The organism is Actinotalea sp. Marseille-Q4924, assembly GCF_916618755.1.
Classification (GTDB): Bacteria; Actinomycetota; Actinomycetes; order Actinomycetales; family Cellulomonadaceae; genus Actinotalea.
Genome location: NZ_CAKAKB010000006.1, coordinates 22,421 through 46,940 on the forward strand (window position 1 = coordinate 22,421; position 24,520 = coordinate 46,940).

Annotated in this window: 23 protein-coding genes and 4 tRNA genes; 16 read left to right on the forward strand and 11 right to left on the reverse strand. The window is 72.5% G+C overall.

Annotated features, from left to right (window positions below; genetic code table 11):
• Positions 1-6 precede the first annotated feature (6 nt).
• Positions 7-1,503: a class I SAM-dependent DNA methyltransferase gene (locus LG379_RS15200; protein WP_225755448.1), complete on the forward strand. Its 1,497-nt coding sequence runs from the start codon at positions 7-9 to the stop codon at positions 1,501-1,503.
• Positions 1,500-2,063, forward strand: a complete 564-nt coding sequence (locus tag LG379_RS15205; RefSeq protein ID WP_225755449.1) for a hypothetical protein — start codon at positions 1,500-1,502, stop codon at positions 2,061-2,063. The genes LG379_RS15200 and LG379_RS15205 overlap by 4 nt, the downstream gene beginning before the upstream one ends.
• Positions 2,064-2,608: 545 nt before the next feature.
• Here the strand turns inward: LG379_RS15205 and LG379_RS15210 are convergent.
• From LG379_RS15210 to LG379_RS15220, 3 genes are all read right to left on the reverse strand, one after another.
• On the reverse strand, positions 2,609-4,066 hold the full coding sequence (locus tag LG379_RS15210; RefSeq protein ID WP_225755450.1) for a TrkH family potassium uptake protein: 1,458 nt from the start codon (positions 4,064-4,066) through the stop codon (positions 2,609-2,611).
• 157 nt (positions 4,067-4,223) lie between these two features.
• Positions 4,224-4,904, reverse strand: a complete 681-nt coding sequence (locus LG379_RS15215; RefSeq protein ID WP_225755451.1) for a response regulator — start codon at positions 4,902-4,904, stop codon at positions 4,224-4,226.
• Complete coding sequence (locus LG379_RS15220) at positions 4,901-6,265, reverse strand: DUF4118 domain-containing protein (RefSeq protein WP_225755452.1); 1,365 nt, start codon at positions 6,263-6,265, stop codon at positions 4,901-4,903. Before LG379_RS15220 ends, LG379_RS15215 begins: the two co-directional genes overlap by 4 nt.
• A gap of 325 nt (positions 6,266-6,590) precedes the next feature.
• Here LG379_RS15220 and LG379_RS15225 point away from each other — a divergent pair, with 325 nt between their 5' ends.
• The 4 genes from LG379_RS15225 (at position 6,591) to LG379_RS15240 (ending at position 9,390) form a co-directional block, all read left to right on the forward strand.
• Complete coding sequence (locus LG379_RS15225) at positions 6,591-7,559, forward strand: aldo/keto reductase (protein WP_225755453.1); 969 nt, start codon at positions 6,591-6,593, stop codon at positions 7,557-7,559.
• Between the two features lie 323 nt (positions 7,560-7,882).
• Positions 7,883-8,185, forward strand: a complete 303-nt coding sequence (locus LG379_RS15230) for a thioredoxin family protein (protein ID WP_225755454.1) — start codon at positions 7,883-7,885, stop codon at positions 8,183-8,185.
• A 151-nt stretch (positions 8,186-8,336) separates the two neighbouring features.
• Positions 8,337-8,409, forward strand: a tRNA-Lys gene (locus tag LG379_RS15235).
• 117 nt (positions 8,410-8,526) lie between these two features.
• Positions 8,527-9,390: an N-acetylmuramoyl-L-alanine amidase gene (locus LG379_RS15240; protein WP_225755455.1), complete on the forward strand. Its 864-nt coding sequence runs from the start codon at positions 8,527-8,529 to the stop codon at positions 9,388-9,390.
• 55 nt (positions 9,391-9,445) lie between these two features.
• On the opposite strand, the gene LG379_RS15245 is transcribed toward LG379_RS15240, so the two are convergent.
• On the reverse strand, positions 9,446-10,378 hold the full coding sequence (locus LG379_RS15245) for a hypothetical protein (RefSeq protein ID WP_225755456.1): 933 nt from the start codon (positions 10,376-10,378) through the stop codon (positions 9,446-9,448).
• Between the two features lie 234 nt (positions 10,379-10,612).
• On the opposite strand from LG379_RS15245, the gene LG379_RS15250 reads away from it, so the two are divergent.
• A complete protein-coding gene (locus LG379_RS15250; RefSeq protein ID WP_225755457.1) occupies positions 10,613-12,148 on the forward strand; it encodes a hemolysin family protein in 1,536 nt (511 codons plus the stop codon).
• Positions 12,141-13,205: a hemolysin family protein gene (locus LG379_RS15255; protein ID WP_225755458.1), complete on the forward strand. Its 1,065-nt coding sequence runs from the start codon at positions 12,141-12,143 to the stop codon at positions 13,203-13,205. Before LG379_RS15250 ends, LG379_RS15255 begins: the two co-directional genes overlap by 8 nt.
• 146 nt (positions 13,206-13,351) lie before the next feature.
• Here the strand turns inward: LG379_RS15255 and LG379_RS15260 are convergent, their stop codons facing one another.
• Positions 13,352-13,633 (reverse strand): Fe-S cluster assembly protein HesB, encoded by a 282-nt coding sequence (locus tag LG379_RS15260; RefSeq protein ID WP_225755459.1) that lies wholly within the window; start codon positions 13,631-13,633, stop codon positions 13,352-13,354.
• 353 nt (positions 13,634-13,986) lie between these two features.
• Here LG379_RS15260 and LG379_RS15265 point away from each other — a divergent pair, with 353 nt between their 5' ends.
• Positions 13,987-14,247 (forward strand): GlsB/YeaQ/YmgE family stress response membrane protein, encoded by a 261-nt coding sequence (locus LG379_RS15265; RefSeq protein WP_225755460.1) that lies wholly within the window; start codon positions 13,987-13,989, stop codon positions 14,245-14,247.
• Between the two features lie 270 nt (positions 14,248-14,517).
• Positions 14,518-15,492 carry a UDP-glucose 4-epimerase GalE gene (gene galE, locus LG379_RS15270; protein ID WP_225755461.1) on the forward strand — a complete coding sequence of 325 codons (975 nt, stop codon included), beginning with the start codon at positions 14,518-14,520 and terminating at the stop codon, positions 15,490-15,492.
• A gap of 61 nt (positions 15,493-15,553) precedes the next feature.
• Here the strand turns inward: galE and LG379_RS15275 are convergent, their stop codons facing one another.
• Positions 15,554-16,456: an LLM class flavin-dependent oxidoreductase gene (locus LG379_RS15275; RefSeq protein WP_225755462.1), complete on the reverse strand. Its 903-nt coding sequence runs from the start codon at positions 16,454-16,456 to the stop codon at positions 15,554-15,556.
• A gap of 51 nt (positions 16,457-16,507) precedes the next feature.
• Positions 16,508-16,852 (reverse strand): metallopeptidase family protein, encoded by a 345-nt coding sequence (locus LG379_RS15280; RefSeq protein ID WP_225755749.1) that lies wholly within the window; start codon positions 16,850-16,852, stop codon positions 16,508-16,510.
• A 148-nt stretch (positions 16,853-17,000) separates the two neighbouring features.
• Between LG379_RS15280 and LG379_RS15285 the strand changes: the two genes are divergently transcribed.
• From LG379_RS15285 to LG379_RS15310, 6 genes are all read left to right on the forward strand, one after another.
• Positions 17,001-17,073, forward strand: a tRNA-Glu gene (locus tag LG379_RS15285).
• Between the two features lie 56 nt (positions 17,074-17,129).
• Positions 17,130-17,203, forward strand: a tRNA-Asp gene (locus LG379_RS15290).
• A gap of 42 nt (positions 17,204-17,245) precedes the next feature.
• Positions 17,246-17,321, forward strand: a tRNA-Phe gene (locus LG379_RS15295).
• Between the two features lie 303 nt (positions 17,322-17,624).
• Entirely contained in the window at positions 17,625-17,984 is a 360-nt protein-coding gene (locus LG379_RS15300; RefSeq protein WP_225755463.1) for a phage holin family protein, read from the forward strand.
• A complete protein-coding gene (locus LG379_RS15305) occupies positions 17,981-18,262 on the forward strand; it encodes a DUF3618 domain-containing protein (protein WP_225755464.1) in 282 nt (93 codons plus the stop codon). The genes LG379_RS15300 and LG379_RS15305 overlap by 4 nt, the downstream gene beginning before the upstream one ends.
• 231 nt (positions 18,263-18,493) lie before the next feature.
• Complete coding sequence (locus LG379_RS15310) at positions 18,494-18,685, forward strand: DUF3073 domain-containing protein (RefSeq protein WP_225755465.1); 192 nt, start codon at positions 18,494-18,496, stop codon at positions 18,683-18,685.
• 212 nt (positions 18,686-18,897) lie between these two features.
• Here the strand turns inward: LG379_RS15310 and purM are convergent, their stop codons facing one another.
• From purM to LG379_RS15330, 4 genes are all read right to left on the reverse strand, one after another.
• The gene (gene purM / locus LG379_RS15315) at positions 18,898-20,031 is read right to left on the reverse strand and encodes a phosphoribosylformylglycinamidine cyclo-ligase (protein ID WP_225755466.1); all 1,134 of its coding nucleotides are present in this window, start codon (positions 20,029-20,031) and stop codon (positions 18,898-18,900) included.
• Positions 20,028-21,572 carry an amidophosphoribosyltransferase gene (gene purF / locus LG379_RS15320; RefSeq protein ID WP_225755467.1) on the reverse strand — a complete coding sequence of 515 codons (1,545 nt, stop codon included), beginning with the start codon at positions 21,570-21,572 and terminating at the stop codon, positions 20,028-20,030. Before purF ends, purM begins: the two co-directional genes overlap by 4 nt.
• A 108-nt stretch (positions 21,573-21,680) precedes the next feature.
• On the reverse strand, positions 21,681-22,010 hold the full coding sequence (locus tag LG379_RS15325) for a hypothetical protein (RefSeq protein ID WP_225755468.1): 330 nt from the start codon (positions 22,008-22,010) through the stop codon (positions 21,681-21,683).
• A gap of 78 nt (positions 22,011-22,088) precedes the next feature.
• A complete protein-coding gene (locus tag LG379_RS15330) occupies positions 22,089-24,425 on the reverse strand; it encodes a 5'-nucleotidase C-terminal domain-containing protein (RefSeq protein WP_225755469.1) in 2,337 nt (778 codons plus the stop codon).
• Positions 24,426-24,520: the final 95 nt, after the last annotated feature.

Sequence of the window (24,520 nt, forward strand, 5' to 3'; positions counted from 1 at the left end):
CAGCCAGTGGCCGACGCACGCCGCCTGGTCGACAAGCTGTGGTCGTACTGCAACGTGCTGCGCGACGACGGCGTCGGCACGCTGGAGTACACCGAGCAGCTCACCTACCTACTGTTCCTGAAGATGGCCCATGAGCGGGCACACCGCCCCCTCAAGCCGGAGAAGATCGTCCCCGACAAGTTCTCCTGGCAGCGCCTCCTCGACGCCGACGGTGTCCAGCTCGAGTTCGAGTACACCCGGATCCTGCTTGGCCTCGCGCAGCAGCCAGGCACGCTCGGCACGATCTTCCGCAAGGCGCAGAACCGCATCCAGGACCCCGCCAAGCTCAAGCGGCTCATCCACGACCTCATCGACGCTGAGCAGTGGTCGCAGGCGGGTGTGGACATCAAGGGCGACGCCTACGAGTCCCTGCTCTCCAAGGGCGCCGAAGACATCAAATCCGGAGCCGGACAGTACTTCACGCCGCGACCGCTCATTCAGGCGATGGTCCACTGCGTCGATCCCACCCCGGCGGACACCGTGACCGACCCGGCTGCCGGAACCGGCGGGTTCCTGCTGGCGGCCCACGAGCACGCATCCCGTGACGCCGCCGACCTCGACCCCTCGCAGCGTAACCACCTGCGTGACGGATTCGTCCATGGTGTCGAGCTGGTCGACGGAACCGCTCGTCTGGCTGCCATGAACCTTCTGCTGCATGGCATCGGGCAGCCCAACGGCGACTCCCTCATCGAGGTGAAGGACTCCTTGATTGCCGACCCCGGTCGGCGGTGGACCGTCTGCCTGTCCAACCCGCCCTTCGGACGCAAGTCGTCCCTGACCATGGTCGGCGCGGACGGACGCGAGGTCCGCGAGGACAGGGAGATCGAGCGGCAGGACTTCGTGGTCACCACTTCGAACAAGCAACTCAACTTCCTGCAGCACATCATGACCATCTTGGAGATCAACGGGCGCGCGGCGGTCGTCTTGCCGGACAACGTCCTGTTCGAGGGAGGGGCCGGCGAAACCCTCCGCCGGCGGCTCCTGCGGGACTTCGACCTGCACACAATGCTGCGCCTGCCCACGGGCATCTTCTACGCTCAGGGCGTCAAGGCCAACGTCCTGTTCTTCGACAAGAAGCCCGCCGCCGAGCGCCCGTGGACCGACCGCACATGGGTCTATGACCTGCGCACCAACCAGCACTTCACGCTCAAGCAGAACCCGCTCACGCGAGCGGCACTCGACGCCTTCGTGCAGTGCTACGCCCCCGGCCGACCACGAGCAGAGCGGGTCGAGACCGAGCGATTCCACGCCTTCACCTACGACGAACTCGTCGCCCGCGACAAGGCCAACCTCGACATCACCTGGCTACGGGACGAGTCGCTCGAGGACCTCGACAACCTCCCGGCACCTGAGGTGATCGCCCGCGAGATCGTCGAGGACCTCACGGCCGCTCTTGCGGAGTTCGAGGCTGTCGCAGTGGCCCTGCAGAAGGCCGGCCAGACCTCGTCGGGCGAGGAGACGTGATAGCGACACCGGCGCTCCGCGACACGCCCGGCGGTGAGCTGGCGGCGTGGACCCACATGTGGATGGTCGCGGCTTCGCTGACGCTCGAGCACCTCGAGGACTCGTGGGTGGACGCAGAGCCCGCGAGTTCGATCGGCGGGCGCGACGCGCTGTCGCTCGTCGTGATCGACGCGGTCCGCAACGTCTACCGCGGCGCCAAGGCAACCCTGCCGCGCGACTCTCCCGCCCTTGCGCGCTTCGATGGCGCACATCCTCAGCTGGTTCGCATCCGCGACTTCTTCGAGCACTTTGACGAGTACGTCGCCGGTCGAGGGAGGATCCAACAGAAGGCTGGGACTCCCGCCGACGAAGGCATCGGCATGCAGTGGAAGCGCAGCGCGAGCGGCGGCCCCAGCGGACACACCATGGTCATCGCCGTCCGAGAAGGTGGCGAGCGCGCGGAGTACGAGGTCAACGCCACCCTGGCCGTGAAGGCGGCCCAGATGCTCGCGCGTGCAGTCCTGGAGCATGCTGGACTCTTGGACGCCCGACACGTCGGCGCGTGTCGCTACTGCCGTTGACTGCCCGGCGCCGGAGCATGACCCCGGACACCGCACATCCGGCGGGGTTGGCGGGCACGTACGCTGGGCGACGGTGGCAAGCACCCGTAGGAAGTCTCGAGCGTTCTCCCTTGGGTTGTTTCAGTGAATCCCTGCTTGTCCCGGGCCTCTGGGGGTTCCACCCTTTAGTCGAGACCTGCGGAACGACACTGACGTAAGCACCCACACCCTGCGTCAGGCGGAACGGAATCGGGCCGCCGACGGAACGGGTTCACCGTCCAGGCGTAACGCCGAGGGCCCGTGAGTGTTGGGTCATGGGTGCGCCGGGGGACACGGGACACGCATGCGCCCAGTTCCCCCAGGAGCTGGCTTCCCTGACGTCGGGAACGCACCGTTGCGCGGTAGCGCGCGCATGGCATCCGCCGGGAATCCGGGCCGTTCACCGCTTAGCACTCCACCGAACGCAGGACACACCAGAACGCGGGACACACCAGAGCCTCCACTGAACCCGGGGCGGTTCACTCCGCTGCGCAGCCAACGATGCGGTGCCCGATCGGATCTGCGGCTCACCCGACGATCGGTGCGCCCTCGGGCCGGCGGTACAGCCGTTGCCGTTCGCGCAGCGCCATCGCGGTGCCGAGCGCGACGGGCCCGAGCCGCCCGGCGAACATGAGGACGATCAGCAGCAGCTGGTGCGCCGGGTGGAGGTCCGCGGTGATCCCTGTCGAGAGCCCGACCGTGGCGAACGCGGACACGACCTCGAAGAGGACCTCGTCCTCAGGCAGCTGGGAGGTCATGGTGATGACCAAGGTGGGCACGATGACGGCGGCGACGCTCAGGAGCGCGACGGAGAGCGCCTGCCGCTGGACGGGTGTCGGGATGCGCCGGTCGAAGAACGTGACGTCGGGGTCGCCGCGCAGCTCGGACCAGATGACCACGAGGAGCACGGCGAAGGTGGTCATCTTGATGCCGCCGGCGGTGCCGCCGCTGCCGCCACCGATGAACATCAGGACGTCAGTAGCCAGCCACGTGCCGCTGGTCATCTCGCCGGTGTCGATGGTGTTGAACCCTGCGGTGCGCGGCATGATCCCCTGGAAGAACGCGGCGAGGATGCGTCCCGGGCCGTCCAGTGCACCGAGCGTGCGCGGGTTGGACCACTCCCCGGCGAGGACGAGGAGCGGCCCGACGACGACGAGCACGGCGCTCATCAGCAGCGTGATCCGGGTGTGCAGGCTCCAGCGGGACCAGCGTCGGTGCCGCCGGAGCTCGAAGAGAACGGGGAATCCGATGCCGCCGATCAGGACCGCGGCGATGACGGGCAGGTTGACCCACGGGTCGGTGGCGTAGCGCGTGAGGTTGTCCGGCCAGAGCCCGAACCCGGCGTTGTTGAACGCGGAGATGGAGTGGAACAGCCCCAACCACACCGCGCGGGGCAGGGGCTCGTCGTAGGTCGTGGCGAAGCGGACGGTGAGGACCACGGCGGTCGTCGTCTCGATGAGCACGGTGATGCGCAGCACGTTGAGGAGGACGGCGCGCACGTCGCCCAGCCCGACCGAGCGTGTGGCGGCCGCGGCGACGAGGCGCGACTGCAGGCCGAGGCGGCGGGCGATGACCAGTCCGAGCAGCGAGGCGACGGTCATGATCCCGAACCCGCCGACCTGGATGAGACCCAGGATGACCGCCTGGCCGAAGCCGCTCCAGTGCGATCCGGTGTCCACCACGACGAGCCCGGTGACGCAGACCGCGGACGTGGCCGTGAACAGAGCCTCGATCACCGTCGCCGGCCGCCCGGCGCTGGACACGGGCAGCAGCAGCAGCAGCGTCCCGACCACGACGGCGCCGGCGAACCCGGTGACGACCAAGCGGCCGGGGCGGCGCCGGATGTCCCGCTGGACCGGTCGCTCGCGGGCAGCGCTCCGGCCGGTCCCGGTGCGACGAGGCCAGGTGCTGGGTCCGACCGCCGGGGCCGACGCGCCCGGTGCATCGCGCCGGACGTCCCCGGTGACCGGGTGGTACTCGAGCATGGGGCTCCCACGACGGGCCGGGCTCGGATGTCCGGCGGTTCCACCTCCGACTATCGGACGCGCGGGGTCATGGGAGGACCGCAGGAGGTCCCGAACGGCCCATCCTTGACGTTTTCCTAACGCCGCAGGCCGACCCCGGACCCGCCCTGCAGGCGGCTCACTCGAAGAGGTAGCCCTGGCCCGGGCGGGTGAGCAGGTGGACAGGGCGCGAGGAGTCGTCCTCGAGCTTGCGGCGGAGCTGGGCGGCGTAGACCCGCAGGTAGTTCACCTCGGTCGTGTACGCGGGCCCCCAGACCTGGGCGAGGATCTCCTGCGGGGGCACGACAGCGCCGCGGTGCCGGGCGAGGACCTCCAGGAACGACCACTCCGTGGGGGTCAGCCGCACCTCCAGACCGCCGCGGTGCACGCGCTTCCGCGCCAGGTCGACACGCAGGTCACCGGACTCGACGAAGAGGTCGGTCTCGTCCGTCGGGGCCGCGCGGCGGACGGCGGCCCGCAGGCGGGCCATGAGCTCGTCCGCGGCGAACGGCTTGGTCACGTAGTCGTCGGCACCGGCGTCCAGCGTGTCGACCTTGTCCTCCCGGCCGCGGCGCGCGGACAGCACGACGACGGGCACCTCACTCGTCTGACGCAGGTGGGCCAGGACCGTCAGGCCGTCGATGTCCGGCAGCCCGAGGTCCAGCACGACGACGTCCGGGGACTCCCGAGCGGTTGCGTGCAGTGCGCCTGCGCCCGTCGTCGCGGTCGACACCCGCCAGCCGTGGGCGCGCAGGGTGATGGTCAGCACCCGCAGGAGGGCGGCGTCGTCGTCGACCAGCAGGACGTGGCGGCCGTTCACGGTGACGCCGTCCCGTCGCGGGGCACGTCGATCGACATGGTCAGACCCCCGCCCGGGGTCTCCTCGACCCGCAGGCGCGCACCGACCGCATCGGCCAGTCCGCGGGCGACCGCGAGCCCGAGCCCCATCCCGCCGGCGCGGTGCGGGCCGCGGGCCGCCTCCGCACCCACCCGCTGGAACGGCTGGAACATGCGCTCTCGTTCCTCGGGAGCCACCCCGGTCCCGTGGTCCACGACGCGCACGACGACGACGTCGTCGCCGGCTCGGACCTCGACGCGCGCCGGCCGACCAGGTGGGGAGTGCCGCACGGCGTTCGCGGCGATGTTCGCGACCACCCGTTCGAGGAGTCCCGCGTCGGTCATCACCAGCGGCAGGTCGTCGGGCAGGTCCACGGCGATCCGGTCCGCGGGCAGGCCGTCGACCGCGGGAAGGACGACCTCGACGAGCTCCGTCGGTCGCAGCTGCGGCTCGACGGCACCCATCTGCAGCCGCGACAGGTCCAGGAGGTCGTCCACGATGTGCTCGAGGCGCGCGGTCGCCTCAGCCACGGCCAGCGTCATGGCCTCACGGTCCTCGACCGAGAGCGTCACATCATGGGCGTGCAGCACGTCGACGGCGGCGCGGATGGCCGCGAGCGGCGTCCGCAGGTCATGAGACGCGGCGGTGAGGAGCGCCGTCCGCAGGGCGTCGACCTGCTCCAGCTCCCGGGCCCGCTGGGAGACCTCGCGCAGCTCCTGCCGCTCCAGGATGAGGCGGGCCTGCGCGTCGAACGCGGCGACGATGCGCAGGTCGGCGGGACTCAGGCTCGGCCCGTCGAGGGGGACGACGCCGCCGATATCGGCCGCCTCCGGCAGGGCGACCGCCGCGCGGCCCTGCTCGCGGAAGTGCCTCAGGAGCACGTCCCGGAGCCGGTCGCGGGACGCCTCGCCCGCGAGGACTGCTCGCGAGAGCTCCGACAGCACCGCGGCCTCCGCCTGCGCCTCGCGGGCCTGGCGCGACCGGCGCTCGGCGAGATCGACGACGGAGGCCACCGCGGTCGCCACCAGAGCGAAGACCACCAAAGCGAGGACGTTCTCCGGGTCGGAGATCCACCACGTCCCGGTCGGTCGGGTGAAGTAGTAGTTCAGCAGCGACGCGGACGCCAGCGCGCACACCAGCGAGGGCACCAGCCCCCCGACGAGCGCCGTTGCGACGACCAGCGTGAAGAACATCATCAGATCGCTCGCGAGTCCGAGGTCGTCGCGGTTCTGCAGCAGGAGCCACGTGAGCATCGGCGGCCCGACCACAGCCAGCAGCCACCCACCCACGACGCGCCTGGTCGCGAGACGCGTCGGGGCGAACTGCCGGAAGGGCCCCTGCATGGTCGCAGCCTGCCAGGCGGCTCCGCGGTGGTCGACGTCACGCCCATCGCGGGTCCTGCATCAGCTACTGGCCGCAGCCGAGCGATCGGCCCGAGACGCGCCAGTCCGTGCCTGCGAGGTATGACCACCTGCCGTCGTCGGTCCATGCGGGGCTACGTCCGCTCATGGCGCTGCCACCGCCACCCTTCTGAGGCGCTCATCACGGGGATGCGGTCCTCGTCCACGGCATCGACCCCCCGGCGGCATGCACCAAACGCTCTTACGCTGTGACGCCACGGGCATTCGCTGAGGCGTGGGCGCACGCGGAACCGACGGAGGTCGAGCGATGGACTACACGACGCTGGGGCGCTCCGGTCTCAGAGTGAGCCGTGTCGGCCTCGGGTGCATGAGCTACGGCGTGGCCGCCACGGGCCTCCACCAGTGGACCCTCGACGAGGACGCTGCGGCACCGTTCTTCCGCCAGGCCGTCGAGCTGGGCGTGACGTTCTGGGACACCGCGAACGTCTACCAGAGCGGCACCTCGGAGGAGTTCGTCGGCCGGGCGATCCGGCGCTACTCCCGCCGCGAGGACATCGTCCTGGCCACCAAGGTCCACGGGAGGATGCACGACGGCCCGGGCGGCAGCGGCCTGTCACGCAAGGCCATCCTCGAGCAGCTCGACGCGTCCCTGCGCCGCCTCGACACCGACTACGTCGACGTCTACTACATCCACCGGTTCGACGAGACCGTGCCGGTCGAGGAGACCATGGAGGCCCTGCACGACGTCGTCAAGGCCGGCAAGGTCCGCTACCTCGGGGCCTCCTCCATGTGGGCGTGGCAGTTCGCCAAGCTGCAGCACACCGCGCGGGCGACGGGGTGGACGCCGTTCGTCGCGATGCAGGACCAGTACAACGTCCTGCGCCGGGAGGAGGAGCGGGACATGATCCCCCTCTGCCTCGACCAGGGCGTCGGGCTCACCCCCTACTCACCGCTGGCCAAGGGCCGCGCCGCACGGCCATGGGGAGAGCAGACGGCGCGCTCCTCCACCGACGCCGTGGCCCAGGCGTTCGACCGGGACGTCGACAAGGCCGTGGTGGACGCCATCGAGCACGTCGCCGCGAACCGCGGGACGTCCATGGCGCAGGTCGCGCTGGCGTGGGTGCTGGCCAAGCCGGTGGTCGCCTGCCCGATCGTCGGTGCCACCAAGCCACACCACCTGACCGACGCCGTCGCGGCCCTCGAGCTCCACCTCACACCCGAGGAGGCCGGGGCGCTGGAAGAGCCGTACACGACCCAGGACAACTACTGGTGGTGACCCACATCGCCCATGGACGGTGGCACCAGAACGGCAACGCGCTCAGAGCCAGGTGGCCGCAACCCTGATCTGCCGCAATGAGGGCGGCTACGCTCGCCCGTGACGGGACCTCGTCGTGGTTCACGGGTACATCGCTGTGATGTGCGGGTCGGGGTCGGCCCAGGCATGGGCGACCTCGGTGGCGGTGCGGTAGCCCAGCCCGGAGCACGGGCGTCGGTGGTGGGTGTCGATGTAGGCGCCGGTCGCCCGCCCTCTGATTGCGGTGTGATCACCGACCCCGGTGGGCGAGTGCCGCGGTGCGGCGGCGGGGCAGGATGGGTGGCATGCAACTGCAGTTGCTGTACTTCGACGAGTGCCCGAACTGGCAGGTCGCCGATGCCCGGTTGCGTGAGGCCCTCATGAAGCTGGGCCGTACCGTCGAAGTGGAGAAGGTCCTCGTGACGACCCCGGAGCAGGCCGAGGAGTGGGGCTTCCGCGGGTCGCCGTCGTTGCTCGTCGACGGCGAGGACCCCTTCGCGCAAGCAGGGGCGCCCGTCGGGCTGTCGTGCCGCCTCTACCGGACACCGGAGGGCATCGGTGGTTCGCCCACGGTGGGCCAGCTCGTTGAGGTCCTGTCCCGGTCGTAGCCGGCGAGCTACGGGAAACGGACAGCCGCGACATAGTTCCGTGGAGGGTTCCGTGGAGGCAGTCGTCCAGGCCCAGCTCGCCGGGCGCCCCGGCGTACAGTTCCGCCGAGGGTTCCGCACAGGGTTCAGTGGACTAAAGAGTGGAACCCCCGGGCCTCTAGCTCAATTGGCAGAGCTGCGGACTTTTAATCCGTAGGTTGTGGGTTCGAGCCCCACGGGGCCCACCGATGAGCGATCGACGCCGCGGCCGCCGCGGGTCCCCCGGACGGAGCAGGGGCCTCGAGCCCGCCGTGGAGCACCGGTCCCGGGACACTGGGTCGAGCCGTGTGAGGGGGTGCGTCGTGCCGGGAACGTCGGGCGCTCGTCCGCTCCCGCGAGCTGCGCTCGTCCCCGTCCTCACTGCGTCCCTGTCGCTCGCGGGCTGCGCCGTCACGCCGAGCCCGACGACGTCCACGACGAGCTCCTCCCCCACCGTCGGCGCGTCGACGCCCGCCCCGTCACCGTCCGCCCCGGGCGGTGACAGGAGCGACAGGCCGCTTGAGGGCGTCGTCGTCGCACTGGACCCGGGGCACAACGCCGACAACGCGACCAGCCCCGAGACCCGCGAGCTCGTCGACGCCGGCGGTGGCCTGGAGAAGCCCTGCAACTCCACGGGCGCCGTCGCTGCCGACGGCGAGCGGGAGAGCGCGCACACCTGGGCCGTCGCGGTGGCCCTCGCCGACGCGCTCGCAGAGCTCGGCGCCACCACGCCGATGACGCGTGACGCGGACGCAGGGTGGGGGCCGTGCGTCGATGCCCGGGGTCGCTTCGGCGCCGAGCAGGACGCCGACCTCACCGTGTCGATCCACGCCGACGGCGCCGGCGCGGACGGGCGCGACCGCGGCTTCCACGTCATCCGCCCCGGCGCGCTGGAGGGGTGGACGGACGACGTCGTCGACGACAGCGCGGACCTGGCAGTCGCCCTGAGGGACGCCCTCGTCGACGCCGGGTTCGAGCCGTCGACCTACCGCGGGGTGGACGGCATCGACGTCCGCTCCGACCTCGGCACCCTCAACTGGTCCGACGTCCCCGTCGTCGTCGTCGAGACCCACAACATGCACCACCCCGTCGAGGGACCGGCCATGCGCACGCGCGAGGTCCAGCAGCGGCTCGCCGACGCCCTCGCGGACGGCGTGACGGCCTACGTCACCGCGCGCGGGGACTGACGCCGCGCTTCCCCGCTCCGGAGGGGTCCGAGCCCGCCGTCCGTCGCGGTGGTCGTCACCACCGCACGCCCAACGTCACGGCGAGCGACGGCGTAGCGGGGTCGTCCGCGTCGAGCGTCGCGAGGACGCGGGCCCGCCCCCCGTCGCACCGGACGAGCGCCATCCCCTCCACCTTCGGCACGCAGCCGTCGACGTGCGGGAGCGGCGTCTCGGCGAGCACGGCGCCGTCGGCGTCGAGCACCGCGAGCGCGGACCCGACCACCGGGCCGTCGTCGCGCGGGTCCGGCGTGTCCTCGGCCGCGGCGCTGACCAGCACCCGCCCGTCACCAAGCGCCACCGCGTCGGTGACCGCGAGCCCCACCCCCTCCACGTCCCCCAGGTCGTACGCGCGGCGACCTCGCACGTCGACCGCCGTCACCGCCGCCCTGCCCGCGAGCGCGGCCAGCACGGACGCCAGGTCGAGGTCGACGCTCGCGGTCGGGTCGCCCGCCGCGGGCGCGCCCCGGTGGAACCACCGCAGCACGTCGCCGACGACGCACGCGCCCTCCAGGTTCAGCAGGTCCCGCTCGACCCGCAGCACGTGCGCGACCCGGTCGTAGAGGGGGCCAAGCTCGACCGCCGTCACGGTGACCGCCTCGCCGACGGCTCGTGCCAGGGCGGCCCGCGTCCGAGCCGGCGACGACCCCGACCCGAGGAGCAGCAGCCACGGACCGTCCTGGCCGTCCGGCACGTGCACGGCCGACTCGAGGTCCGGCTTCAGCACCTTCGTCCCGTCGGCCTCGAAGAAGTCGTCGTGCCCCTCGACCGGGGGCAGGAGCCGCACCGGTGTCGCCGGCCCGGCCGGACCCGTGCGGAGCCACGCCGCGTGGGTGCCGTCGTCCTGCGCGACCAGCCACCCGTCCCCGAACCGGCCGATCGCCGACGCCGCCCGCACCGGGGCACCGTCGGCGAACCGCAGCGGTACGACCCGCTCCACCTCGACGTCCATCGTGCGCTCCGTCCTCCGACCGGCTCACCACGCTAGGACCCCGACGACGGCGCCGCGCGGCACCACCGGCGTCCACAGTTCCGGCGGCCCTCCGACCTGAGCGGTCGGACCCGCGCCCGTATCGTGGTGCGACATGACCCCGACCGGCCACAGACCCGTGGCGCCCGGTGGCTCCTCCGACACGGAGCCTCCCGATCCGGCGCCCACCCCCCGCCACCCCGGTGAAGGAGCTGCATGACCACCGAGTGGCTGCTCGTCCTGCTCGTCGTGCTCCTCATCGCGGCCAACGCCCTGTTCGTGGCCGCGGAGTTCTCCCTCGTGACCGTCGATCGGCCCACCGTGGCTCGCCTGGCGGAGTCCGGTGACGCGGGAGCCGTCTCCATCCAGAAGGCCACCCGCTCGCTGTCCACGCAGCTGTCGGGCGCACAGCTCGGCATCACCGTCACCAGCCTCGTCGTGGGCTTCATCGCGGAGCCGTCGATCGCCACCCTGCTGCGCGGGCCCGTCGGCGCGGCGGGGCTCGACGACGGTGCCACCGCCGCCGTCTCCTTCGCGCTCGCGTTCGCCATCGCGACCGGCGCCCAGATGGTCTTCGGGGAGCTGGTGCCGAAGAACTGGGCGATCACCGAGCCCCTCGCCGTCGGTCGCGTGGTCGCCGGCCCCCAGCGCGGGTTCAGCTGGGCGACCCGGCCGCTGCTCCGGTTCCTCAACGGCACCGCCAACCGGGTCGTCCGAGCGTTCGGCGTCGAGCCGCAGGAGGAGCTCGCCTCGGCGCGCTCCGCGCAGGAGCTCGGGTCCCTCGCCGCCCGGTCGGCCGACCGGGGACTCCTCGACGAGGGCGCCGCCCACCGGGTCGCCCGGTCCGTCGAGCTCTCCGACCGCACCGCCGCCGACGCGATGACCCCCCGGCCGCGCGTCCGGTTCCTCGACGCCGACGCGCCCGTCGACGAGGTGTTCCGCCTCGCCGCCCGCACCGGGCACGCGCGGTTCCCTGTCCTCGGGCAGGACGTGGACCACGTCGTCGGCGCGGTGCACTTCAAGCACGCCCTCGCCGTCCCCGCCGAGCGCCGGGCCGCCACGACCGTAGGCGAGATCGCCCGACCCATCTCCGCCGTGCCCTCGGCGATGCCGCTGGACGCCGTCCTCGACGTGCTGCGTGAGGGGCTGCAGATGGCGATCGTCGTCGACGAGTACGACGGCACCGACGGGATCATCACCCTGGAGGACCTCGTCGAGGAGATCGTCGGCGAGATCGAGGACGAGCAGGACCGTCCGGTGAACCGCCACCGGCGTCTGCCCGACGGCACCTGGTCCCTGTCCGGCCTGCTGCGACCCGACGAGGTCGGGGAGCTCACCGGGCTCGACCTGCCGGAGGGTGAGGAGTCCGACACCCTCGGCGGCCTCGTCACCGAGCAGCTCGAGCGCTTCCCCGAGCCCGGCGACAAGGTCGTGCTCGACGCCCGCGACGAGAACGAGCGCGACGACGACGGGATCGCCGCCGCCGTCCGCGTCCGCCTGGAGGTGACCCGGCTGGACGGGCGGCGCGTCGACCGGCTCACGCTCACCGTGCTCGCCGCGGGGGACGACGAGGAGGCCAGGGACACGGACCGCGACGACCCGTCGACGGACCACCACGCCGACGACGCCGACGCCGCCGTGGTGAGGGCTCCCCTGCACGCCGACGCCGCAGCGCTGAACGAGGACAGCGGGACCGGCGGGCCCCCGGTGCGGATCCGGCCCGAAGGATCTGAGGGAGACCACCATGGGTGACCTCACGGCGATCCTCATCGCCGTCGCGCTGCTGGCCGGCAACGCGTTCTTCGTCGGGGCGGAGTTCGCGCTCATCGCCGCCCGGCGCACCCAGATCGAGCCGCGCGCCGCGGAGGGGTCACGGCGGGCGCGCCTGACGCTGCGGGCCATGGAACGGGTGTCCCTCATGATGGCGGGCGCCCAGCTCGGCATCACGATGTGCTCGCTGGGCCTCGGCGCGATCGGCGAGCCGGCGGTCGCTCACCTCCTCGAGGTGCCGCTCGCCGCGGTCGGCATCGAGGGCGCGCTCCTGCACGGCATCGCGTTCGCCATCGCGCTGGCCGTCGTCGTGTTCCTGCACATGGTGCTCGGGGAGATGGTGCCGAAGAACATCGCCATCGCCGGCCCCGAACGGTCGGCACTGGTCCTCGGCCCGGTGCTCTACGGGGTCGTGCTCGTGCTCAAGCCGGTGATCGTGGCGCTCAACTGGGTCGCGAACGTCGTCCTGCGCGCCCTGCGGGTGGAGCCGAGGGACGAGGTGGCGTCCGCGTTCACCGCCGACGAGGTCGCGGCGTTCATCGCCGAGTCCCGCGAGGAGGGGCTGATCGAGGAGGGCGAGGGCGAGCTGCTCGCCAGCGCGCTGACCCTCAGCGACCAGCCCGTCCGTGCGGTGACCGTGCCGCTGGACGACCTGGTGACGCTGCCCGTGGGCGTGACGTACGCGCAGGCGGAGGAGGCCTGCGTCCGCACGGGCTTCTCCCGCTTCCCCATCGCCGACGACGCCGCGCACCTCGTGGGGTACGTCCACCTCAAGGACCTGCTCATGGTGCCGGACGGCATGCAGGACACCGCGGTGCCGCCCGGTCGGGTCCGGGCCCTCGCGCACATCTCCGCCGAGACGCCCCTGGACACCGCCCTCACCGCGCTCCAGGCGCGGGGAGCGCACCTGGCCGTCGTCCGCGACGGGCAGACGGTGCTGGGCGTCGCGATGTTCGAGGACGTCGTCGAGCGGCTCGTCGGCGAGGTCGCGGACGCGGCGCAGTCCGAGACGCCCCGGGACGCCCGCCGGACGCGCTGACGCCCAGTAGCGCGGACGCCCGCAGGCCGCGCTGACGCCCGCACGTCGCCCCGCCCCGGCGGCCGGTCTCCCGACACGACGAGGGCCGCCACAGACGTGGCGGCCCTCGTGCGGCCGGCTTCCGGCCCGATCGGTGGCGGGTGTGGTCAGCCCTGCGGCGCGAGCATGAAGCCGACGCCCTCGGGCGACGCCGATGCGTCGAGCTGCTGGTCGGCGAGGACCTCTGACGTCTCGGACTCCACGAACACCCGGGTGCCCTCGGCGTCGATGACCTGGTCACCGTCGGCGGGCGCGGGGACGAGCGAGAGCTCGAAGCTGCCGGACTCCTGCTGGGACTTGGCGATCCGCAGACCGCCGTCGTCGGGCAGGCCCGCACGCGTCGCGATGTCCTGGACGGCGTGCCGGGCGTTGTCGGTCAGGGTGAGCATGCTGCTCCTTCGTGCCGGGATGGTGTGCCCGGTCCGTGGGGAGCGACCGGGCCTCTCGAGCCCTTCCACCGTCACAAGGGCGCTCGTGGCATGCAAGGCGTGGACGCCGGTCGTCTCGGATGGCGAGAGAGAGCGCTCTGTCCGTGCGGGCCGCCTCACGAGCGACTTCCACATGCTGGACCCACCCCGGGTGAAGGAGGCCCGTACCGCTCCAGCGACGACGACCCGATGATCGTCCCCGTCGGCTCGGGCGCCGCCGCGCCACCAGTTTCGACGTGCGGCGGCACTCCCCCGGGTCTAGCGTCCCCGGCAGAGGCCCTCACAGGGCCCCATCACACGGAAGGGGAACGGCCATGGAGGTCAGCGGCATCATCAGTGCCATCATCATCGGGCTCATCATCGGAGCCCTGGGTCGGCTCTTCGCGCCCGGCAAGCAGAACATCTCGCTGATCGTCACGATCATCGTCGGCATCCTCGCTGCCTTCCTCGGCGCGTGGATCGTCCCGAGCGACGACGGCTTCAGCATCCTCACGCTCATCGTGCAGCTCGTCCTCGCGGTCATCGGCGTCATCATCGCCGCCCAGCTCCTGGGCCGTAGCCGCCGCCGCGCCTGACGGCTCGCTCCTCATGAGGAGCGCGACGCACGCCTGACACCGGTGCCCGGTGACCGCCACGGTCGCCGGGCACCGGTGCGTCCGGCGGACGCACGCCACGACCCCGAACTGCGTCCGCGCCACCGCACCAACGCACCAACGCACCAACGGCGGAGGATTGCCCGCGTTGCACGCGGCGAACTCTCCGCTGTCGCGGCGCGGAGGTGCACATCCGCACTCGGAGCGTGTTGACATCTGTTCGTTCTCGTTCGATCGCGATAGGGTGATCGCATGACCTGGATGGTGACCGGAGGCGCCGGGTACATCGGCGCGCACGTGGTGCAGGCGTTCCTCGAGGAGGGCATGGACGTCGTCGTCGTCGACGACCTCTCCAGCGGGCACGCGGAGTTCGTCCCCGACGGGACGCCCCTGGTGCGGACCTCGATCCTCGACGGCCCGACGCTCGAGGCGACGATGCGCGAGCACGGCGTCACGGGGGTCGTCCACCTCGCCGGCTTCAAGTACGCCGGCGTCAGCGTCCAGCGACCGCTGCACACCTACGAGCAGAACGTCACGGGGACCGCTCGCGTCCTGGAGGCCATGCAGACCACCGGCGTGGACGCCGTCGTCTTCTCCTCCTCCGCCGCGGTCTACGGCACCCCCGACACGGACCTCGTCACCGAGGCGACCGCGACGGCGCCGGAGTCGCCCTACGGCGAGAGCAAGCTCATCGGCGAGTGGCTCCTGCGGGACCAGGCCACCGCCACGGCGGGCACGGACCGACCCCTGCGCCACACGTCGCTGCGCTACTTCAACGTGGTCGGCTCCGGGCGCGCGGACCTGTACGACTCCAGCCCGCACAACCTCTTCCCGCTGGTCATCGACGCCCTCCTCGAGGACAGGACGCCACGGATCAACGGCACGGACTACCCCACCCCCGACGGCACGTGCGTGCGGGACTACATCCACGTCGCGGACCTCGCTCGGTCCCACGTCGTCGCGGCACGGGTCCTGGCCGAGGGCGGCTCGCTCGAGCGCGTCTACAACCTCGGCAGCGGCGACGGCGTGTCCGTCCGGGAGATCATGACGACCATGGCCCAGGTGACGGGTATCGACTTCGAGCCGGTCGAGGGCCCGCCCCGACCAGGGGACCCAGCCCGCATCGTCGCCTCCGGGGAGCTCGCCGCGCGCGACCTCGACTGGAGCATGCGGCACTCCCTCGAGGAGATGGCCGCGTCAGCCTGGGAGGCCCGCCGCCCCCGCTGACCGCCGACGACGGCGCCGCGCGTCGCCCGCCCTCGGCGGTGGCGCGGGCCCGCCGGCCGGGTCAGCCGATCGCGCGCAGCTCGTCCAGGCGCGCGGCGGCCTCCTCGAGCACGGCCTCCGACCCCGCGTACACGCCCTCGGCCCGCGGCCAGTGCACGACGACGTCGGTGAAGCCGAGCGCCGCGGCCCGCTCGACGCCGTCCCGCAGCACGTCGAAGGACTCCAGCGAGAACACCGGGGCGGCGTCGACGTTGAGGTAGCGGTCGATCGAGCCCGGCGCCCGCCCCGCCGCTGCCAGCGCCTCCTCGAACCGACCGACCGTCCCGGCGAGGCGCTCCCACCAGGCCTCCTGCGCCTGTGCCGGGGAGAGGCCGTCGTCGTCGACGACACCGCCGTACGTCGCCCAGCCCTGGCCGTGCCGGGCGGCCACGGCCATCGCCCGCGGCCCGTTGGCGGCGACGACGAACGGCACGCGGGGCTGCTGCACGCACCCCGGGCGCATGCGGGCGCCGACGGCGGTGTAGTGCTCGCCCGTCCAGTCGGTGACCGGCCGTGTGAGGAGCCGGTCCATGAGGTCGACGAACTCGACGAAGCGGTCGGTCCGCTGCCGGGCGCTCAGGCGCTCGCCGAGGACGTCGGCGTCCCAGCCGGTGCCGCCGGCGCCGAGGCCGAGCAGGAACCGGCCCCCGGTCACGTCGTCGAGGCCCATGACGTCCTTGGCGAAGGGCACGGGGTGCCGGTAGTTCGGGTGGGACACCCACGTGCCCAGCGGGATGCGCTCGGTGACGCCCGCCGCAGCCGCGAGCAGCGGCACGGTCGCCAGCCACGGCTCGTCCACGAGGGACTGCCAGGCGAGGTGGTCGTACGTCCAGGCGTGGTCGAAGCCGTACTCCTCGGCCCGGCGCCACCGGTGCCGCGCCTCGGCCCAGCGGTCCTGCGGCAGCAGCACGATCCCGATCCGCATGCGTCTCCTCCTCCTGTCCGGTGGCACGGCCACCCGCGGGACGGCTCCGGCTCAGCCCCAGCCGAGCTCGTGGAGCCGGTCGTCGTCGATGCCGAAGTGGTGCGCGACCTCGTGGACCACCGTGACGGCCACCTCGTCGACGACCTCCTCGACGGAGTCGCAGATCGCGAGGGTCGGGTTGCGGAAGATCGTGATCCGGTCGGGCAGCGACCCGGCGGCCCACCAGCCGTCCCGCTCGGTGAGCGCGACACCCTCGTACAGGCCCAGCAGCTCGGGGTCGTCCTCGGGGGCGTCGTCCTCGACGAGCACCACGACGTTGTCCATCGTCGCGGCCAGCTCGGGCGGGATCTGGTCGAGCGCGTCACGGACCGCGTCCTCGAACGCCTCGCGCGACATGTCGACCACCGGAGCATTGTCCCTGATCGGCGGGCCTCCCGGGCGCGTCTCCGCGGTCCCGGGACCGGCTTTGGACATCCCCGCCGTGACCCGTATGCTGTGCGAGGTCCACGGCGCGGTAACGTGACGGGCGTCGATCGGAAGGTTGGCCCCCATCGTCTAGCGGCCTAGGACCCCGCCCTTTCACGGCGGTAGCACGGGTTCGAATCCCGTTGGGGGTACGAGCAGCACGGCTCAGCAGCACACGCAGTACCGGTATCCTTGTGATCCACCACAAGGCCCCGTAGCGCAGTTGGTTAGCGCGCCGCCCTGTCACGGCGGAGGTCGCGGGTTCAAGTCCCGTCGGGGTCGCTCGGCACACCGCCCGGTCATCTGACCGGGCGTCGGTGTCTCGGCCAGATAGCTCAGTTGGTAGAGCGTTCGACTGAAAATCGAAAGGTCCGCGGTTCGAACCCGCGTCTGGCCACCAGGACCACCAGCGGGCGCTGCGCCCGCCGCACGCATCCTCCGCCCCACCTGCCGTCGGCCGGTGGGGCGTCGTCGTCTCGCGGCAGGGGTCGCGCACGGCCGCCCGGCCCGGCAAGATCAACGGTGCGGCCGCGACGAATTGCCGAAGTCGCCCCGCGCCTGTTGGCTGTGGGACAGGATGAGCCTCGGGACGCCGCTGGACGGGCGGCCCTGGCCACACGACGAGGGACCCGAAGGACGTGGTGAGGTGCCGAGCACACGCAGGACTCCGGGGCGCGACGAACGCCCGAGCATCGGCGAGCTGGTGAGCCAGCTGTCGGAGAAGCTGTCGTCACTCGTCCGCAACGAGATCCAGCTGGCCAAGGGGGAGCTGGCCGTCAAGGCGAAGCACGCCGGCACCGGGATCGGCCTCCTCGCCGGCGCGGCGCTGCTCGGCTTCTTCGGCTTCGCCGCCCTCATCACCACGGCGATCCTCGGGCTCTCCAACGCGGTGTCCCCGTGGCTCGCGGCGCTCATCGTGGCGCTCGTGCTCCTCGTGATCGCGGCGGTCCTCGGGCTGCTCGGCAAGAAGGCCCTCGAGAAGGGGGTCCCGCCCACGCCGGACCGGGCGCAGCAGAACGTCAAGCTCGACGTGCAGGCCGTCAAGGAGGGGTTCCGCTCATGAGCACCACGTCCCGCGAGCAGATCGAGGCGGAGATCAGCCGCACGCGCGAGGAGCTGCGCACCACGGTCGACGAGCTGTCCGACCGGCTGAGCCCCAAGAACCTCGCGCAGGAGGCCACTGACGAGGTGAAGATCGCCGTCGCCGACCTCAAGCGCCGCGCGACCGGGGAGGTCCGCGCGCCGGACGAGCCCGAGGCGACGAGGACGGGCTGGATCCTGCTCGGCACGGGGGCCCTCGTGGCGCTCACCGTCGTCCGGAAGATCGTCAAGCGGCTCTGACGCCCGTCCGGCCCCGGCCGCCGTCCCTCGCCCCCTCCGCTCGCGGAATGGAGGGGGCGGTCCGTGCGTTGTCGGTGTCAACGGCTGTGATCGGCTGTGGGCGGCCTGCGGGCGGCTCGCTCCAACTGCCGCGGACCATGTACCGTTAGCGCACGACGAAGAACCAGCTCCTCGGGGCCGCTCGTGGTGACACGATGCCGCCCCGCTTCCACGTTAGAGGGGGTCGATGCCATGGGGCGCGGCCGTCAGAAGGCGAAGCAGACCAAGGTCGCTCGCGAACTGAAGTACTCCACGTACGAGCCCAACCTCCGTGCCCTCGAGCAGGAGCTCACCGGGGGTTCGCCCCGCGGTGGTCTCGCCACCTCGGAGGTCGAGGACCGGGACACGGACGAGGACGCCGACTGGGGTACCGACAGGCGATGACGCGGCCTGGCCGGACCGCCCACCCGCCCGCGGCGGCGTGAGCGTCCCGGCCCTCCTCGGTAGGACACGTACCGCGGTGCCATGCAGGCACCGCGGTACTCGTGTGCTCGGGGGCGTGCGGCACGGCCGGGCACCTCCGGGAGCTCCGGAGGGCGCCGCACCGGCAGCGGCACCGGCGGGCAGCCCAGTACCCCCGGTGACCGCAGGCAGCCTCAGACCCGGTAGGCCCCGCGCATGCGGACGGCTCCCCCGTCGACGCCCTTGGTGCCGCGCACGACGTCCGGGCCCCGAGCGCCGTCGTCGGCGTGGACGGTGCCGAGCACCCACGCGGGCACGCCGCGCTCCCCCAGCATGGCCAGGGCCCGGTCGACCGCGTCGGGTGCGAGCACCGCGACCATGCCGACGCCCAGGTTGAGCGTCCGCTCCAGGTCCTCCCACGGGACGTCCCCGAGCCGGCGGACGAGGTCGAAGACCGGCGGGACCGTCCACGCGCCGCGGTCGAGCTCGGCCACGAGGCCGGTCGGCAGCACCCGCGCGAGGTTCGCCGCGAGGCCGCCGCCGGTGACGTGGCTGTACGCGTGGACGTCCTCGGCGCGCGCCAGCTCCAGGCACGGGCGCGTGTACAGGCGGGTCGGCTCGAGGAGCTCCTCCCCCACCGTGCGGCCGAGCTCGGCGACGTCGCGCTCCAGGCCCCAGCCGGAGACCTCGAGCACGCGGCGGACGAGCGAGTAGCCGTTGGAGTGCAGACCCGACGACGCCATGGCCAGCACGACGTCGCCCTCGCGGACCCGCTCGGGACCCAGGACGTCGTCGGCCTCCACGATGCCCGTGGCCGCGCCGGCGACGTCGTACTCGTCGGGGCCCAGCAGCCCCGGGTGCTCGGCCGTCTCCCCGCCCACGAGCGCCGTGCCGGTCTCCGAGCAGGCTGCGGCGATGCCGCGGACGACGGCGGCCATCCGCTCCGGGACGACGCGTCCGGTCGCGATGTAGTCGGTCATGAAGAGAGGCGCGGCGCCCACCACGACGATGTCGTCGACGACCATGCCGACGAGGTCGAACCCGATCGTGTCGTGCACGTCCATCGCCTGGGCGATGGCGACCTTGGTGCCCACGCCGTCGGTCGAGGTGGCGAGCAGGGGACGGCGGTACTGCGCGACGACGGAGAGGTCGAAGAGGCCCGCGAAGCCGCCGACGCCACCGAGGACGGCAGGGCCGTGGGTCGCGCGGACCGCGTCCTTCATGAGCTCGACGGCGCGGTCACCGGCCTCGGTGTCGACGCCGGCAGCGGCGTAGGTGACGCCGCCCGTCGGCGCGCCGCCGGCGGGCTGCGCGTGCCGGCCGCTCACGGGTGCTGCAGCGCGCCGGCGCCACCGGTCGCCGTCATGAGCGTGGACAGGCCGTCCTCCGGGGCGCCCAGGGGCAGCTCGCTCTGCTCGAGCAGGTTCTTCCCCAGCCGGTCCGCCGACGGCAGCTCGATGGGGTAGCGGCCCGTGAAGCAGGCGGCGCACAGCTGGGACGACGGCCGCTCCGTCGCCGCGACCATGCCGTCGATGGAGATGTACCCGAGCGAGTCGGCCCCGATGGACCGGCCGATCTCCTCGGGGCGCAGGCCGGTCGCGATGAGCTCGGCGCGGGACGCGAAGTCGATGCCGTAGAAGCAGGGCCACTGCACGGGCGGGGACGAGATGCGCACGTGGACCTCGGCCGCCCCCGCCTCACGGAGCATCCGCACGAGCGCCCGCTGGGTGTTGCCGCGGACGATCGAGTCGTCCACGACGACGAGCCGCTGCCCCCGGATCACCTCGCGCAGGGGGTTCAGCTTGAGCCGGATCCCCAGCTGGCGCAGCGTCTGCGACGGCTGGATGAAGGTCCGGCCCACGTAGGCGTTCTTGGTCAGGCCCTGGGCGTAGCGGATCCCCGACTCCGCGGCGTAGCCGATCGCCGCCGGTGTCCCGGACTCCGGCACCGGGATGACCAGGTCGGCCTCGACGGGGTGCTCGCGCGCCAGCGTGCGGCCCATCTCCACACGGGCGGCGTGGACCGACCGGCCGGCGATCGTCGTGTCCGGGCGTGCCAGGTACACGTACTCGAAGACGCACCCGGTCGGGGTGGGCTCCGCGAAGCGGGTCGTGCGCAACCCGTCCGCGTCGACCGCGATGAGCTCGCCCGGCTCGACCTCCCGGACCAGGGACGCGCCGACGATGTCCAGCGCCGCCGTCTCGCTCGCGACGACCCAGCCGCGCTCGAGCCGGCCGAGCACGAGGGGGCGGACGCCGTGCGGGTCCCGCGCCGCGTAGAGCGTGTGCTCGTCCATGAACACGAGGCAGAAGGCGCCGCGCAGCCGCGGCAGGACCTCGAGCGCGGTCGCCTCGAGCGTGTGGTCCGGGTCCCCGGCGAGCAGGGCGGTGATGACGGCGGTGTCCGTCGTGTTCCCGCGGGCGAGCTCACCGCGGCGCTGCGGGCCGTACCGCTCGGCGACGAGCTCGACGAGCTCGGCCGTGTTGGTGAGGTTGCCGTTGTGGCCGAGCGCGACCGTGCCCGCCGCCGTGGCGCCGAGGGTCGGCTGCGCGTTCTCCCACGTGGAGCCGCCGGTCGTGGAGTAGCGCGTGTGGCCGATGGCGATGTGCCCGGTGAGGGCGTTGAGGGCCGTCTCGTCGAAGACCTGGGAGACGAGGCCCATGTCCTTGTAGACGAGCAGCTGCTCGCCGTTGGACGTCGCGATGCCGGCGGACTCCTGCCCGCGGTGCTGCAGGGCGTAGAGGCCGAAGTAGGTGAGCTTGGCGACCTCCTCGCCCGGGGCCCAGACACCGAAGACGCCGCAGGCGTCCTGGGGGCCCTTCTCACCGGGGAGGAGCTCGTGCGTCAGTCGTCCGTCTGGGCGCGCCACTGTGTCATGGTGGCACACGCTTCCGCGTTCGCCGATCGGGCGACCGGGTCGTGGGCGCCCGCCCATCGTCCGTCCAGGATCGCCGGCCGCGCCCGCTCGGGTGTGGGATCAGGCCGACGGCGGCGCGGCGTCGTCGGCGGTGCGGCGGCTCGCGCGCAGCGAGCGACGGTCCACGAGGACCGCCACGGCGGTGCCGAGGAGGGCGCCGAAGCCCCCCAGGACCACGGCCAGCAGGAGCACGACGGACACCGTGTCGAGCGGCGCCCCGTCACGGGCGGGACCGGAGACGACGACCGCCACCACGGCGGCGAGGACGCCGACCAGCACGCCGGCGAACGCGAACCCGCGGTACCGCGGGGCCCGGCGCAGCGTCGCGGGCGTCGCGGTGCGCGCGAGCTCCTCCGGCGTGGGGCCGTCGTCGGGTGCGGTGCTGCTCACGCCGCGACGATACCCGGACGCGGAGAGGCCCCCGGCCGTGGCCGGGGGCCTCTCCTCAGAGTGCTGCGGCGACGACGATCAGCCGCAGGCTCCCGGGGTGAAGGAGGTCACCTCGAGCTGCTCCAGGGCGCCGTCGTGCTGGCCCTGGACGGGGATGCGGACGGAGGCGCCGGGCGCGAGGCTCGCCGACCGGTCCTTCGCGGTGAGCGTGACGGTCGTCCCGTCCTGCTTCACCATCGCGACCTGCTTACCCGTGAGGATGCGGTCACCCTCGTCGACCTCGACCACGACGGACCAGCCGCACGCGGGCGTGTCCGTCGGGTTGGTGACGACGACCGTGGCGCTGAACGTCCGCGGCTGGGCCTGGATCTCGTCGAGGTAGGCCGCCGTGGCCGCGAGGGGGAGGACGAACGACGTCGCCGTGCCGTTGCCCGGGACGGTCACGTCGACCTCGAGCGTGGCGCCCGGCAGCACCGGGAAGGCCGTCTCGGGGACCGTGAACGTCACCGTCGCCCGGCCGGACGCGTCGCTGCCGGGCACCGCCGCGCCGTTCAGCTGCGCGGTGGCGAGCTCGACACCGTCGGCGGAGAGGTGGGCGACCGTGGACTGACCGTTGGCGCCCGTGAACAGCAGCGACGACAGCTCCACGGTGGCCGTGCCACCCGGGACGTAGCCCTGGGCCGGTGCGTCGACGAGCGTGACGCCGACGGCCCGCTGGGCGAGGTCGGGCGCCACGGCCGCGTCGCCGGAGCCGAACGCCGCCATGTAGTCGACGAACGCCTGCAGGTCGATCCGACCGGAGTCGGCGCGCTGCGTGCCCTCGGCGAGGGTGAAGAAGTTGTCCCCACCCGCCGCGAGGAAGGAGTTCGCGACGATCCGGTACGACGCCGCCAGGTCGAGCGGCTCCTCACCGGCCCACACCTCGGTGATGCGCTCACCGCGCGGTGCGCTCGGGTCGTAGGTGTACGTGAGGCCCGAGACGCCGAGCTTGAGGAACGGGCGGCTGGAGCCGTCCGGCTGCCACTGCTCCTCGAGCACGTCCACGACCTGCTCAGCGGTGAGTGTCATGACCGTGAGCGTGTTCGCGAACGGCTGCACCTGCGCCGCCTCGCGGTACGTCACGACGCCGTCGGGGGCGTAGACCAGGTCGGTGCGCAGGCCGCCGGGGTTCATGAAGGCGATCTCCGTGCCGAGGTCCTGCGTGGCCCACAGCTGCACGTCGGCGACGAGGTTCCCGAGGGTGGACTCGCCGCCGCGGTTCTCCGCGACGATCGTGTTGCCGCTGGAGTCGGTGCCGGGCTGCGTGGCACGGCGGATGTCGTCCGAGATGGAGCCGAGCTCCACCGCACCGAGGACCGCGGCGTTCGCGGTGGCGGCCGCCACCCGCGCGGCGACCTCGGGGTCGGCCGGGTACAGCGGGTCGAACCGCGTCGCCCTCGGGTTCTGCGGTGTGGGCGCCGGGACCTCGACCGTCAGCGGGAGAACCTCCGACGTGGCGGCCACGACGTCACCGGTCGCCCGGTCCACCGTCAGCTCGATGTGCGCGAGGTCCTCGCCGTACTGGCCACCCTGCACGACCTGGCGGGCGACCCGCCCGTCGCGGGTCTGCTCGTAGGTGAACACCCGGTGGGTGTGCCCCGAGAAGACGGCGTCCACCTCCGGGCTGAGGTCGCGGAGGACCTGGCCGAAGGCGGCCTCGGTGTCCGTGATGTCCGCCTCGGACGCGGTCGCGGGGCCCTCGTGGACGAGCACGACGAGGACGTCCGCCTCGCCGTTGGCGGCGTCGCCGTCGGAGAGCGCAGCCGCGACCCGGTTGACCTCCGGCGCGATGGCGCGGGTCTCGAGCGAGGCGATGCCGGCCGGGGACACGAGCGCCGGGAGGTCCTCCGTGACGGCGCCGATGAAGCCCACGTCGACACCGTCGACGGTCTCGACGTGGAACTCGTCGAACGCCGGCTCACCGGTCGCGCGGTCGTACACGTTGGCTGCGAGGTACGGGAAGGTGTCATCGACGTACGGGATGACGCGGTCGTCCAGGTCCACGCGGCCCTGGTCGAACTCGTGGTTGCCGAGCGCGGAGACGTCGAGGTCCATGAGCTCCAGGACGTCCAGCGTGGGCACGTCCTGGGCGATGAAGGACGTGAACGTGGACGCCCCGATGTTGTCGCCGGCGGACACGAAGAGCGTGTTGGGGTTGGCGGCCTCGAACTGGGAGACGGCGCCGGCCAGCACGGCGGCGCCCGCGACGACACCGTTGGCCTCGATGCGACCGTGGAAGTCGTTGATGCCGAGGATGTCGATCTCGACGGTGTGGTTGTCGGCGACGGCGGGAGGTGCCGCGATGAGCGTGCCGGCGAGGGCGCCGGCCGCGGTGAGGGGGACGAGGCGCCTGGTCAGGCGCCGAGAGGACTGCATCGGACGGACCTCCATTGGTCATGGTCGCGTCGCCGGCGCAGGTAGGCGCCGGGGACGCCAAGACCGTAAGGGTCGTCCGGGTGAAAGGGAAGCCG

Bases quoted from the DNA above. Each gene is read 5' to 3' on its own strand.
- LG379_RS15210 (WP_225755450.1), bottom strand. From the start codon at position 4,066: ATGCTCGAGTACCACCCGGTCACCGGGGACGTCCGGCGCGATGCACCG.
- LG379_RS15220 (WP_225755452.1), bottom strand. From the start codon at position 6,265: ATGCAGGGGCCCTTCCGGCAGTTCGCCCCGACGCGTCTCGCGACCAGG.
- LG379_RS15225 (WP_225755453.1), top strand. From the start codon at position 6,591: ATGGACTACACGACGCTGGGGCGCTCCGGTCTCAGAGTGAGCCGTGTC.
- LG379_RS15230 (WP_225755454.1), top strand. From the start codon at position 7,883: ATGCAACTGCAGTTGCTGTACTTCGACGAGTGCCCGAACTGGCAGGTC.
- LG379_RS15245 (WP_225755456.1), bottom strand. From the start codon at position 10,378: ATGGACGTCGAGGTGGAGCGGGTCGTACCGCTGCGGTTCGCCGACGGT.
- LG379_RS15250 (WP_225755457.1), top strand. From the start codon at position 10,613: ATGACCACCGAGTGGCTGCTCGTCCTGCTCGTCGTGCTCCTCATCGCG.
- LG379_RS15255 (WP_225755458.1), top strand. From the start codon at position 12,141: ATGGGTGACCTCACGGCGATCCTCATCGCCGTCGCGCTGCTGGCCGGC.
- LG379_RS15260 (WP_225755459.1), bottom strand. From the start codon at position 13,633: ATGCTCACCCTGACCGACAACGCCCGGCACGCCGTCCAGGACATCGCG.
- LG379_RS15265 (WP_225755460.1), top strand. From the start codon at position 13,987: ATGGAGGTCAGCGGCATCATCAGTGCCATCATCATCGGGCTCATCATC.
- galE (WP_225755461.1), top strand. From the start codon at position 14,518: ATGACCTGGATGGTGACCGGAGGCGCCGGGTACATCGGCGCGCACGTG.
- LG379_RS15275 (WP_225755462.1), bottom strand. From the start codon at position 16,456: ATGCGGATCGGGATCGTGCTGCTGCCGCAGGACCGCTGGGCCGAGGCG.
- LG379_RS15280 (WP_225755749.1), bottom strand. From the start codon at position 16,852: ATGTCGCGCGAGGCGTTCGAGGACGCGGTCCGTGACGCGCTCGACCAG.
- LG379_RS15305 (WP_225755464.1), top strand. From the start codon at position 17,981: ATGAGCACCACGTCCCGCGAGCAGATCGAGGCGGAGATCAGCCGCACG.
- LG379_RS15310 (WP_225755465.1), top strand. From the start codon at position 18,494: ATGGGGCGCGGCCGTCAGAAGGCGAAGCAGACCAAGGTCGCTCGCGAA.
- LG379_RS15330 (WP_225755469.1), bottom strand. From the start codon at position 24,425: ATGCAGTCCTCTCGGCGCCTGACCAGGCGCCTCGTCCCCCTCACCGCG.